The sequence below is a fragment of the Streptomyces sp. NPDC001822 genome (assembly GCF_042892135.1).
GTDB lineage: Bacteria > Actinomycetota > Actinomycetes > Streptomycetales > Streptomycetaceae > Streptomyces.
Window position 1 is genome coordinate 59,414 of the sequence record NZ_JBIATW010000023.1, and the last position, 12,192, is coordinate 71,605.

Genomic DNA, 12,192 nt, shown 5'->3' on the forward strand with positions numbered 1-12,192 from the left:
CGCGCCCCGGTCCGTGGCCGGTGCCCGTGTCGCTCACCATTCCAGGACCCAGGGGCGACCGGTCGAGGCGAAGTGGCCGACGTTCACGCACTCGGTGGCGCCGATCCGCATCCGCCGCACGAGCGGCTGGTGGACGTGTCCGAAGAGGGCGTAGCGGGGACGGGTCCGGTGGATGGCGTCCAGGAGGGCGGTACTGCCGCGCTCGAAGCGCCGGGCCACGGTGTCGTACGTCAGCTCGGGGACCTCCGGCGGGATGTGCGAGCACAGGACGTCCACCGGTCCGAGCGCCTCGACCTTGGCGGCGTACTCCTCGTCGCCGATCTCGTACGGGGTGTTCATCGGGGTCTTCAGCCCGCCGCCGACGAAGCCGAAGACCAGGCCGCCGATCTCGGCACGTTCACCGTCCAGCACAGTGGTACCGGCTCCGGCGTATTCGGGCCAGAGCGTCGGGACGTCGACGTTGCCGTAGGTGGCGTAGGTCGGGGTGGGCAGGACGGCGAACATCTCGGCGTACTGCTTGCGTACGGCGGACAGGATCGCCGTGTTGCGGTCGCGGCCCGCCCACAGCTCGCGCCCGAAGGCGCGTGCCTCGTCGAAGCGCCGCGCGGTGCGCAGCTCGACGATGCGGTCCGCGTTCTCCCTGCCGAAGAGGTCGGGGAAGATGCCGCGTGAGTGGTCGGCGTAGTCGAGGAAGAGGACCAGGTCGCCGAGGCAGATCAGGGCGTCCGCGCCGTCCCCGGCGCGCGCCAGTGCCTCGGTGTGGCCGTGGACGTCGCTGACGACGTGCACACGTGTCCGTCGGGTGGTGGTCGTGTGTCGATTTCGCGGTGCGCCGGCTCGCATGGACTTCAGCCTAGGTCTCCGCCCGCCGCTGTGGGTAGAACCCGCCGGACCTGCGGTTACTTCCGGATCAGGACACGGGTGGACTAATGTGCGCCGAAGGACCCCCGATATGTGTGATGCATAAGACATCTGGCCGGAACCCCCTTTCCGGAAGCGCGTACCGGTGGGTAACGTCCGGCCAGTCCAGTCGTGCTCACCCCACTGAGCATCTGCCAGTCTTGGACCGCATCCGGTAAGTCGCACAGAGCCGTGGAACCGGAGCCCTATGAGGAGCAGCAGTCTTGCGCGAGTTCAGCCTTCCGGCCCTGTACGAGGTCCCCGCGGACGGCAACCTGACGGATCTCATCCGCCGCAACGCCGCTCAGCATCCGGATGTCGCGGTGATGAGCCGCAAGGTGGCGGGCGTCTGGACGGACGTCACGGCCACGCGGTTCCTCGCTGAGGTCAGGGACACCGCCAAGGGCCTGATCGCGTCGGGCATCCGGCCGGGCGACCGGGTCGCGCTCATGTCCCGCACCCGCTTCGAGTGGGTCCTGCTCGACTTCGCCATCTGGAGCGCGGGCGCGGTCACCGTGCCGGTCTACGAGACGAGCTCCGCCGAACAGGTCCAGTGGATACTCGGCGACTCGGGCGCGGTCGCCGTCCTCGTGGAGAGCGACGCGCACGCGCGGTCCGTGGCCTCCGTGCGCGACCGGCTCCCGGCTCTGGAGCACGTCTGGGAGATCGAGCGGGGCGCGGTCGCCGATCTGGCGGCGTCGGGCGCGTCGGTCAGCGAGGAGACCCTGGACCTGCGCATGGTCAGCGCCAAGGCCGACGACCCGGCGACGATCGTCTACACCTCGGGCACCACGGGCCGCCCGAAGGGCTGTGTGCTGACGCACCGCAGCTTCTTCGCGGAGTGCGGCAACATCGTGGAGCGGCTGAAGCCCCTCTTCCGTACCGGCGAGTGCTCCGTCCTGCTCTTCCTCCCCACCGCCCACGTCTTCGGCCGGCTGGTCGAGGTCGCCTCGGTGATGGCGCCGATCAAGCTCGGCTGCGTGCCGGACATCAAGAACCTCACCGATGAACTGGCCTCGTTCCGGCCGACGCTGATCCTCGGTGTACCGCGCGTGTTCGAGAAGGTCTACAACTCGGCGCGGGCCAAGGCCCAGGCCGACGGCAAGGGGCGGATCTTCGACCGCGCCGCCGGCACGGCGATCGCCTACAGCCGTGCGCTGGGCACCCGGGAGGGCCCTTCGACGGGCCTGAGGATCAAGCACAAGGTCTTCGACAAGCTGGTGTTCAGCAAGCTGCGCGCGGTGCTGGGCGGCCGCGGCGAGTACGCCATCTCGGGCGGCGCTCCGCTGGGCGAGCGGCTCGGCCACTTCTTCCGCGGCATCGGCTTCACGGTGCTGGAGGGCTACGGCCTGACCGAGACCTGTGCCGCGACGGCCTTCAACCCGTGGGACCGGCAGAAGATCGGCACGGTCGGCCAGCCCCTGCCCGGGTCCGTCGTGCGGATCGCCGACGACGGCGAGGTCCTGCTGCACGGCGAGCACCTGTTCACCGGGTACTGGAAGAACGACGCGGCCTCGGCCGAGGCACTGGCCGACGGCTGGTTCCACACGGGCGACATCGGGACGCTCGACGAGGACGGCTACCTCGCGATCACCGGCCGCAAGAAGGAGATCATCGTGACGGCGGGCGGCAAGAACGTCGCCCCCGCGGTGATCGAGGACCGCATCCGCGCACACGCGCTGGTCGCCGAGTGCATGGTGGTCGGCGACGGACGGCCGTTCGTGGGCGCGCTGCTCACCCTCGACGAGGAGTTCCTCTCGCGCTGGGCCGAGGAGAACGGCAAGCCGGCCGGGTCGACGGCCGTGTCGCTGCGCGAGGACCCCGATCTGCTGGCCGAGGTGCAGCGGGCCGTGGACGACGGGAACGCCGCGGTCTCCAAGGCCGAGTCCGTGCGCAAGTTCCGTGTGCTGGCCGCGCAGTTCACCGAAGAGGCGGGCCACATCACACCCTCGCTGAAGCTGAAGCGCAACGTCGTCGCGAAGGACTTCGCGGACGAGGTCGAGTCGATCTACCGCGCCTGAGCCTCACCCGTACGAGGAGGAGGGCCCCGCACCGCTGACCGCCGGTGCGGGGCCCTTCTCGTACGACCGCCGGTACGGGCCCTTCTCGTACGGGCTCAGAGCAGGGTCTTCAGCTTCTCGGCGAGCAGGTCCCAGCGCCACTTCTCCTCGACCCAGGCCCGGCCCCGCTCCCCCATGCGCCGGCGCAGCTCCGCGTCACCGAGCAGCGTGACGATCCGGTCCGCGGAGTCCTCCGCCGAGCCGCCCCGCACCACCCAGCCGGTCTCCCCGTCGAGCACGGCGTCCGGAGCACCGCCCGAGTCGCCCGCCACCACGGGCAGCCCCGTCGCGGACGCCTCCAGGTACACGATGCCGAGTCCCTCGACGTCGAGCCCGCCCCGCCGTGTGCGGCAGGGCATCGCGAAGACGTCACCGGCGCCGTAGTGCGCGGGCAGCTCCTCCCAGGGCACGGGGCCGGTGAAGCGCACGGAGTCCTCGACGCCCGTCTCGGCCGCCAGCTTCCGGAGCTGCCCGGCGTACGGGCCGCCGCCTACGACGAGCAGGACGGCGTCCGGCACCTTCGCCAGGATCGCGGGCATGGCGAGGATGAGGGTGTCCTGGCCCTTGCGCGGCACGAGCCGCGACACGCACACGACGACGGGCCGGTCGGTGAGCCCGAGCCGGGCCCTGACCCGGTCGCCGCCCGAGGCCGGATGGAAGGTCTTCTCATCGACCCCCGGCGGGAGCTGCACCATGCGGCCCGCGGCCTCCGGGGTGAGCGCGGCGGCGATCCTGGAGCGGGTGTACTCGCCGAGGTAGGTGATCGTGTCGGTGCCCTCGCCGATACGGCGCAGCAGCTGCCGGGAGGCCGGCAGCTGGGCCCAGCCCGCCTCGTGGCCGTGCGTGGTGGCCACCAGGCGGCGCGCTCCGGCCCGGCGCAGCGCCGGAGCCATCAGTCCGAGGGGCGCGGCCGCGCCGAACCAGACCGACGTGCACGCGTGCTCGCGCAGCAGCCGGCCGGCCCTGCGGGTCACCCTCGGGGTGGGCAGCAGCATCGTGGTGCGGTCGCGCACGACGGTGAAGGGCTGCTCGGCGTCGAAGGCCGCGGTCGCCGCGGCCCCCTCCTCACCGCGCTTCCACGTGGAGGCGTAGACGACGAGACGGTCCGGATCCATGCGCAGCGCCATGTTGTGCAGGAATGCCTGGATGCCGCCGGGGCGGGGCGGGAAGTCGTTCGTCACGATCAAGGTCTTGTCCATCGACGCCGACAGTACCGGGCGGCCCGACGGCCCTGCCTGACGGCTCCCGCCCGGCCCGGGCCTGCATCATGGCGTGCATGACGGTCAGGACAGGTTCGAGTGACCGGGTGGGCCGGGGTCTGTCCCTCGCCGTGTGGGGCGTCACCCGGGCGGTGCTGCTGCTCTGCGTGTTCAAGGTGTTCACGGTGCCCGGCCCGGACGTGACGAGCGACGTCTCGGCGATCTACCGGGGCTGGTACGAGGTGTTCCGCGCCGGTTCGTATCCGCTCGACGACGTCACCTGGCAGTATCCGCCCGCCGCCGCGCTCGCCGTGCTCTCCCCGGACCTGCTGCCCTTCCTCGACTACGCCTCCGCGTTCTTCGTGCTCGTGCTGCTCTGTGACGCCCTGGTCGTGGGGCTGCTGCTGCGAGCCGCGGGCCGTCCCGGCGGCGGGAGCGCCGGGGTGTGGCTGTGGGTGCTGGGGGTGCCGCTGCTGGGACCGACCGTCTACGCGCGCTACGACCTGATGGTGACGGCGGTCGCGGTGGCGGCGCTGCTGGCGGGCGTACGTCACCCGAGGGCGCTGGGCGCCCTGGCCGCCTTCGGGACGCTGCTGAAGGTGTGGCCGGTGCTTCTGCTGGCGGGCACGGCCCCGGGGCGGGCGACACGGCGGTCCTGGTCCGCCGCGGCGGCGACGGCCGGCGCGCTGCTCCTCGTGGCGGCCGCGGCCCTGCCCGGGGCGTTCTCCTTCCTGGCGTTCCAGCGGGACCGGGGCCTGGAGATCGAGTCGCTCGGGGCGCTGTTCTTCCACGTCGCCCGGCAGTTCGGCTGGAGCGGCCGGGTGGAGCTGCGCTACGGCTCGATGGAGTTCGCCGGTCCGCACGTCGCCCTGGTGAGCACCCTGGCCCTGGCGCTGAGCGCGTTCGCCTTCGGCTGGCTGCTGGTGTGGCGGCTGCGCGCCCGTACGTTCGCGGCGCACACCCCGGCGGACGCGGCCTTCACGGCGGTGCTGCTGTTCACGGTGACCAGCCGTGTGATCAGCCCGCAGTACATGGTCTGGCCGCTCGGGATCGCCGCCGTGTGCCTGGTGTTCCGGGGCAGCCGGATGGGTCTGCCGGCCTGGCTCGTCCTGGTCGCCACGGGTGTCACGCTGCTGGAGTTCCCGCTCGGTTTCGCCCATGTGGTCGCCAGTGACGCGGAGGGCGTGGCCCTCATGGCCGTCCGCAACGGCCTGCTCGTCGTGGCGGCGGTCGGCGCCGGGCGCAGACTGTGGCGCGGGACCGTGCCGGGCGAGCGCCCGCGTGCCGGGACGGAACGGGTCAGCCCAGCCGGGCGCGAAGATAGTCCCGCCAGCGCGCCGTGAAGTCCTCGGGCGTCGTGCCGAGGACCGACTGCATGGCGTGCTCGACCGCCCCGTCCCGGCCGGAACGGCTGCCCACGGCCTTGTAGAAGGCGATCAGCTTGTCCTCACCCCAGTCCCGCGCGATGAGTTCGCAGGCCAGCCAGCCGCCCTCGTAGGCCCGCGAGAGCTTCGCGGCGTCCTCGTCGAAGCCGAAGTCCTCGTCCGCCGGGAGCCGCGCCGGCAGGTCGCCGCTCCGCACCGCCTCGGTGAGTTCGGGGGCGAGCTCCTGGGCCGTGCGGGTCTCGCGGCGGTAGGCGGTCCGGTCGGCGAATCCCTCGGACAGCCAGACGGGGGTGGCGGCGGACGTGTGGGCGCGGGTGGCGACGTGGGCGGTCTCGTGCGTGAGGACGACCCGCTGCCCGAAGTCGCCGAGCATGCCGTAGGCCTGCGGGTTGACGACCACCCGGTCCGCCGGTGCCCTGCCGTTGCCGCCGACCTCGCCGGTGGTGACCGCCGCTATGCCCCGGTAGCTCGCCACGGGTGAGCCCAGGAGTCCCGCCATGTCCTCGACGGTCCTCGGGACGAGTATCACCACCCGCTCCGCCCAGGGCTCCGGCCACGCCTCGGCGACCGACGGGACGGCCGTGTCCGCGGTGGCCGCGATGCGCCGCAGCTCGGCCTCACGGCGCCCGACCCCCAGGACGAGGCTGCGCGTGCCCCGTACGACCTGGACGTCACCCTGCTGCCAGAGCTGCCCGGGGCTGCCCTCCGAAGCCCGGTCGGCGGCTATGTACCAGGTGCGGCCGCCGTCCCGGCGGACCAGCTCCACCGTGCGGGAGGAGGACATGGGCGCCTTGTCGTAGCCCTTGATCCGGTAGCGCAGCTCGACCTCGGCGGTGACCCGGTCCCCGCCTTCGCCGGAGATGCCCTTCACCTCGTAGGCCCACGACTCCAGGGGGACGTCGGCGAGGTTGCGCAGTTCCGCGCGCTGGGACGACCGGAAGGACGGGGCGCGCGGGTCCAGCCCGGCCAGATAGGCGCCGGTGTCGTGGTCCAGGACCGCCTCGGCACGCCGGTCCAGGGCGGCGGCGACCTGCCGGGCGGTGGGGCCGGTGGCTTCGTCCCCGGGGGCGGCGCAGCCGGGCGCGAGCAGCAGGACGGTGAGCACGGCCCCTGCCGTGCCCCGTCCGCGGATACGTGTCCGCCGCGCGTCCTCGGTCCGAACAGCCATCCTGCCGATCGTACGGTCAGACGCGGGTGACCGAGGAGACGGGCATCATGCCGACGGGGTCGTAGCGCACCGGGGCGCCGGGATACGGGGCGTGGATGACCTGGCCGCCGCCCGCGTACATGCCGATGTGACTGGCGTCCGCGCGGTAGGCGACCAGGTCGCCGGGCCGGGCCTGGGAGAGCGGCACCATGCGGCCCGCGTACCGCTGCGCCTGCGAGGTCCTGGGCAGTCCCACCCCGGCCCGGGCGTAGGCCCACTGCATGAGGCCGGAGCAGTCGAACCCGGCGGGACCGTTGGCACCCCACACGTACGGGCGCCCCAGCGCCTGCCGTGCCGCCATGAGGGCGGCGGCGCCGCGGGCCGAGGCCGCGACGTCGGAGAGGCCGCCGTGGGGCCCGGAGCGCGAGGCGCGGCCCAGCTCGTCACGGTCCGCGGCGGGCAGCGCGCTCAGCAGCTGCCGGGCGCGGGCCAGCTTGCCCTCCACCGTGCGCTTGTGGCGGGCCACGGCCGCCCGGTCGCGTTCCATGGCGGCCAGGGCTCCGGCGGCCTCCGCCCGGCTCTGTTCGATCCTGCGCTGGGCGTGGCGGAGTTTGCGCAGGGTCACGGCACCGCGCTCGCCGGCCCGGTGGAGGGCGGCGGCCCGGTCCAGGAAGGTGCCGGGGTCCGAGGAGAGCAGCAGCGCGACCGAGGGGTCGATGCCGCCGGTCCGGTACTGCGCGCCGGCCATGGAGCCCAGGGAGGCCCGCAGCCGGTTGATCTCCTCCTGCGTGCGGGCGGCGGAGTCCTGGGCGGTGTCGATCCGGCCGCGCAGCCGGCCGAGGCTCTCACGGGCCGCGTTGAACTGTTCGGTGGCCCGCTCGGCGTCTTCGTACAGACGGTCCACGGTGGCCTTCGCCGTCTCGTGGGAGTCCTCCGGCTCCGCGCTCGCCGGGGCGGCGCCCAGGGTGGCGGCGGCGGTGGCCGCGGCGGCGGACAGGACGGTGGCCCGGACGCCACGGTTGAGACCGGGCCGGGTGGGGCGGCGATGCGACACCACAGGAAGCCGCACTCCCTTCCGCTGTACGCAGACGTGCGCAGCCCCTGCCGCCCGGACGGGCGGACCGACGCACGGGAGCTGCACGGCAGCGCAGACAGTAACCGGACGACTACGCCCTGACCAACGGCCACGCCGGGGATGCGGGAGTGCGGGAACGACGGCGCCCCACCGGTGACCTGTGGTCTCCGGTGGGGCGGGGTGCCGTGCGGGGGAACCGCGATTCGCCCGTTCGGGCGTCAGACGCGGACGCCGAACTGGAAGGTGCCCATGTAGGCCATCGACTCGTAGCGGACCGAGGCCCCCGGGTGCGGGGCGTGCAGGATCTGGTTGTTGCCGGCGTAGAGGCCGACGTGCGAGGTGTTGTTGAAGAAGACCAGGTCGCCCGGCTTGAGGGCGCTGCGTCCGATCCGGACACCGTCGTTGATCTGCGTGTACGTGGTGCGGGTGATCTGGACGCCGGCCTGGGCGTAGGCCCACTGGGTCAGTCCCGAGCAGTCGAACGAGTTCGGTCCGGTGCCGCCGGAGACGTACGGCTTGCCCTGCTGCGTGGCGGCCGCGCTGAGCGCGGCGGCACCGCGGGCGGACGCGGGGACCTCGTTGCCGAGGTCGACCCGGTCACCGGCCGCGCGGCTGGCACGCTGGTCGTCGGCGGCCATCTTGGCGCGCTCGGCGGCGGTGAGGGTGTTGAGCAGCTTCTGGGCGTCGGCGAGCTTGCCCTGGTACTTCTTCTTGTTCGCGTTCAGCGAGGTGCGGACCTCGTCGAGGTCGGCGAGCTTGGCCTGCGCTTCCTTGCGCTCCTGCGCGAGGGTGCGCTGCTTCGCCTGGATCTTCTGCAGGGCCTCGGCCTGCTTGGCCGTCAGCTGGTCGAGCGCGGAGGCCTGGTCGAGGAAGCTGTCCGGGTCCGAGGAGAGCAGCAGCTGGACCGACGGGTCGAGACCGCCGGAGCGGTACTGGGCCGTGGCCAGCGAACCGAGTTCGCCGCGCATGGCGTTGAGCTCGTCCTGGCCGCGGGCGACCTTGTCCTGGAGGGCGTCGGCCTGCTTCTTGAGCTTGTCCTGCTGCTCCTTGGCGCCGTTGGCCTTCTCCGTGGCCTCCTCGGCCTCGTGGTAGAGCTTGTCGACCTTCGCCTTGACTTCCTTCGTGGTCGGCTTGGGGTCGGCGTGCGCCGCCTGGGAGGACAGGGCCACGGCGGCTGCGGCGGTCGCGGTGAGCACGGTCACGCGGGTGCGGCTCGGCTGCTTGGGACGACGGTGGGACGCCACGAAGGCGAGCTCCTTCTTCCTCGAGCCGCCTACCGGGCTGTGGGGACGGAATCCCCGGCTCCGTGCACGTCACGGAATCGGCGGTTCCTTCGCCGTCACCCCGGGTGGGCGATCAACCGTGCGAAGGTTCGAGGCCTGACCCTAGTGACCATCTTGTGATCAGTTCAAATCCTCACCAGCAAAATCTCGCCACACCAGGCACTTCTTTACTTTCATCACACTGCGTGTAGCGATGACTTGACGGTACGTTCCCTAAATTCCGGCAAGTCACCCAAGCCACTCAAGACGCTCTAGACGCGCGAAAGGCGCTTCAGGAGCAAGGCGGACGCCACCGGTCTCGCACCGGCCTTCGCGACACCGTCGGCCACTTCGCGGTCGGTGGAGACCACGACGACGGGCCTGCCCGGCGGTTCGGCGCGGGCCAGCTGCCTGATCAGCTCGTCCGCGGTCACCCCCGCCTTGCTGAACAGCACCCGCACTCCGCGTGGCGGCGCCAGCAGGACCGGGACGGCCAGCTCGGCGCCGTCGAAGACACAGGTCATCTCGGCGCCGGTCTGCGCCGCCAGGACGGAGAGCCCGCCGAGCAGACGCAACCGCTGTTTCTCCAGGGGCATCTGCGGATAGCCGGTCTTCGTGACGTTGTAGCCGTCGACGATGAGATGGGCCTGGGGAAGGGCCAGCAGCTGGTCGAGCAGGGCCGGGTCCGTCTCCGAAAGCGCCCTGGCCGCGATGTCCTTGGGCGACATACGCCCCGGCTCCACCGCCTCCACGCCGTCGGCGGGACGGATCGAGGACGGGGGCAGGGCGAGTTCGCGGCGAAGCCCCTGGGCGGATTCCAGCACGGTGTCCAGGAGCAGCCGCAGCCGCATGTCCTCGACCGACCGGCCCTCCCTGGCGGCCCTGCGGCCCGCCTCGACCGAGGCCTCCGCCTCGGCGAGCCGCGCCTTGAGCCGCCGGGTCTCGCTCTCCGCAGCGGACACCTGGGCGGCGGTCTCGGCGCGCACGGTCTCCGTCTCCGCGCCGAGCTTGCGCAGGGCGGCCTCCCCGCGCTTCACCTCGCTGAGCGCGCTGCGGAGCTTGCGCTGGAGGGAGTCGTTCTCCTTGCGGGCCGCGTCCAGCTCCGCGCGCAGCCGCTCGGTGTCGGCCCGGGTCTGGCCGCGCGCGCGGTCGAGCTCCTCGCGCAGCCGCTCCAGCTCGCGCCGGGTCTCCTCGTCGGCCCGCTCGGCGTGTACCCGCTGGACCTCCTCGCCGGCGGCCGCGACGAGCTTGACCCAGCCGGCCGGCCGCAGCACGTAGGCGGCGGCGGCCACGTCGACCGGGTCCGCCGCGGCGGGCGGCGCGCCGGACTTCAGCGCGTCGGCGAGCTCCGGCTGGGTCTGGCCGAGCCGCTCACCGATGCGCCGGCGGAACGCCGGGTCGCTCTCCAGGGCGGCCGCCATCGCGTTGCCCGCGAACTTGGCGCGCCTGCTCGGCGTGAAACGGGCGTACTGCCGCAGCTGGGCGGGGAGTTCGCCGACCGTCAGACCGCCGAAGGCGTCCGAGACCAGCGCCACCACCCTGCGGCGCACGCCCTCGGGCAGCGGACGGTCGAGCGACTCCGCGGCGCCGTCGGCCGCGTCGGCCGGTCCGGCGCCGCCTGTCGGCTGCTCCACCATCCATCACCCCAATATGTAGGTCCGCACGACCCCGTCAGGAGTCGGCGCCCGGCCTGTCGACCAGTTCGATCTGGTCCACCGCGTTGCACCAGCGGCAGCGCACGGACTCGATGGTCTCACTGACCACCTCCCGCTCCTCGACACTCGACTCCCCGGCCAGGTCGAGATGGACGTACTCCACGACCTTCGAGGAGCGCGTCACGTCGAACCGGGTGAGATTGCCGCAGAGCGTGCAGCGCCAGCGGGTCGCGTCCGTCGGCTGGGGAACCGTCGTCATCGTTGAGTCCTCTTTCGTCGAGTCTCTCGTGCGTGCCCAGGTCTTCGATCTCGCGGTGCGCCGTCGAACTGCGATGTGCTGCGGCAACCCTACGGCCTCGCGCATACCCGCCGGCACGGCGAGGCGGTCTGTCCCGTTCTCGCCGTGTGCGTCATGCTCTGTACGTGATCGATCTGCGGGAAGGCGACTGGCGGAAGCGGGCCCGGGAACTCGGGGCGGCGGCCGGCGCGGGCGGCGCCCCGGTCACGTACGGACTGATGGCGCTGTGCTGCGCGGTGTTCCTGATCAGCCCGCTGTCCGGGTTCAACCCCTCGAACGGCCGGGGCGACGCGCTCCTCGCCGCGCAGGCCGGATACTTCGAACGGTGGGGTGTGATCCCCAGCGAACTGATGGACGGCTCCGCCCACGCGGCGCTGACCCCGCTGACCGCGCTCTTCGTCCACGGCAGCTGGCTGCACCTGCTCGGCAACATGCTCTTCCTCTACGTGTTCGGCGCCATGGCCGAGGAACGCATGGGACGCACCGAGTTCGTCTTCTTCTACGTCGCGTGCGGCTACTTCGCCCTGGTGGCCTACGCGGTCGTGCACGCAGGTTCGGACCAGACGCTGGTCGGGGCGTCGGGCGCGATCTCGGCGGTGCTCGGCGCCTTCCTCTACCTCTTCCCCCGGGCGCGCGTCACCAGCCTCTTCCCGTTCCTCTTCTTCCTGCCGCTGCGCTTTCCCGCGTGGATCGTGCTCGTGTTCTGGTTCGTGCTCCAGTGGCTCGCGGCCCAGGGCGCGGGAAGCGGTCCGGGAGTGGCCTACCTCGCCCATGTGGCGGGCTTCGCCGCCGGGTTCCTCTACGCCTGGGGGCGTTATCGGGGTGGTACTAGAGTGAAGCAACCAGCCACGGCCACTGAGGGAGAAAGCCAGCCGTGATCACCGCGATCGTTCTCATCAAAACCAGCGTGGACCGGATCCCCGAGATCGCCGAGGCCATCGCCTCGCTGGACAGCGTCAGCGAGGTCTTCTCGGTCACCGGCACGTACGACCTGATCGCCATGGTCCGGGTCGCCAGGCACGACGACCTCGCCGACGTCATCCCGGGCCGGATCAGCAAGATCCCGGGGGTCGAGGCGACCGACACCCACGTGGCCTTCCGCACCTACTCGCAGCACGACCTCGAGGCGGCGTTCGCCATCGGCCTCGACGCCTGAGACGCGGCGCACGGCTCCGGCCGGGACGAGGAGACACTCCCGTCCCGGCCGGAGC

Annotated in this window: 11 protein-coding genes; 4 read left to right on the forward strand and 7 right to left on the reverse strand. The window is 72.2% G+C overall.

All coding sequences use genetic code 11. From position 1 onward, the window contains the following. Positions 1-33: 33 nt before the first annotated feature. Positions 34-843, reverse strand: coding sequence for a metallophosphoesterase (locus ACFYY2_RS33410; protein ID WP_388750132.1), 810 nt, complete (start codon positions 841-843; stop codon positions 34-36). A 281-nt stretch (positions 844-1,124) separates the two neighbouring features. Between ACFYY2_RS33410 and ACFYY2_RS33415 the strand changes: the two genes are divergently transcribed. Next, on the forward strand, positions 1,125-2,921 hold the full coding sequence (locus ACFYY2_RS33415) for an AMP-dependent synthetase/ligase (protein WP_388750134.1): 1,797 nt from the start codon (positions 1,125-1,127) through the stop codon (positions 2,919-2,921). 95 nt (positions 2,922-3,016) lie between these two features. Here the strand turns inward: ACFYY2_RS33415 and ACFYY2_RS33420 are convergent, their stop codons facing one another. Next, a complete protein-coding gene (locus tag ACFYY2_RS33420) occupies positions 3,017-4,159 on the reverse strand; it encodes a glycosyltransferase family 4 protein (protein WP_388750137.1) in 1,143 nt (380 codons plus the stop codon). A 77-nt stretch (positions 4,160-4,236) separates the two neighbouring features. Here ACFYY2_RS33420 and ACFYY2_RS33425 point away from each other — a divergent pair, with 77 nt between their 5' ends. Beyond that, positions 4,237-5,502: a glycosyltransferase 87 family protein gene (locus ACFYY2_RS33425; protein WP_388750140.1), complete on the forward strand. Its 1,266-nt coding sequence runs from the start codon at positions 4,237-4,239 to the stop codon at positions 5,500-5,502. On the opposite strand, the gene ACFYY2_RS33430 is transcribed toward ACFYY2_RS33425, so the two are convergent. The 5 genes from ACFYY2_RS33430 to ACFYY2_RS33450 form a co-directional block, all read right to left on the reverse strand. Further along, the gene (locus tag ACFYY2_RS33430) at positions 5,459-6,712 is read right to left on the reverse strand and encodes a hypothetical protein (RefSeq protein ID WP_388750142.1); all 1,254 of its coding nucleotides are present in this window, start codon (positions 6,710-6,712) and stop codon (positions 5,459-5,461) included. The genes ACFYY2_RS33425 and ACFYY2_RS33430 overlap by 44 nt on opposite strands. A 16-nt stretch (positions 6,713-6,728) precedes the next feature. Next, complete coding sequence (locus ACFYY2_RS33435) at positions 6,729-7,748, reverse strand: NlpC/P60 family protein (RefSeq protein WP_388750144.1); 1,020 nt, start codon at positions 7,746-7,748, stop codon at positions 6,729-6,731. Between the two features lie 236 nt (positions 7,749-7,984). After that, positions 7,985-9,010, reverse strand: coding sequence for an NlpC/P60 family protein (locus ACFYY2_RS33440; RefSeq protein ID WP_388750146.1), 1,026 nt, complete (start codon positions 9,008-9,010; stop codon positions 7,985-7,987). A 290-nt stretch (positions 9,011-9,300) separates the two neighbouring features. Further along, entirely contained in the window at positions 9,301-10,662 is a 1,362-nt protein-coding gene (locus ACFYY2_RS33445) for an NYN domain-containing protein (RefSeq protein WP_388750188.1), read from the reverse strand. A gap of 37 nt (positions 10,663-10,699) precedes the next feature. Next, positions 10,700-10,942 (reverse strand): hypothetical protein, encoded by a 243-nt coding sequence (locus tag ACFYY2_RS33450; RefSeq protein WP_018555472.1) that lies wholly within the window; start codon positions 10,940-10,942, stop codon positions 10,700-10,702. A 164-nt stretch (positions 10,943-11,106) separates the two neighbouring features. Here ACFYY2_RS33450 and ACFYY2_RS33455 point away from each other — a divergent pair, with 164 nt between their 5' ends. Next, the gene (locus tag ACFYY2_RS33455; protein ID WP_388750147.1) at positions 11,107-11,859 is read left to right on the forward strand and encodes a rhomboid family intramembrane serine protease; all 753 of its coding nucleotides are present in this window, start codon (positions 11,107-11,109) and stop codon (positions 11,857-11,859) included. Beyond that, on the forward strand, positions 11,856-12,137 hold the full coding sequence (locus tag ACFYY2_RS33460) for an Lrp/AsnC family transcriptional regulator (protein WP_145802057.1): 282 nt from the start codon (positions 11,856-11,858) through the stop codon (positions 12,135-12,137). Before ACFYY2_RS33455 ends, ACFYY2_RS33460 begins: the two co-directional genes overlap by 4 nt. Positions 12,138-12,192: the final 55 nt, after the last annotated feature.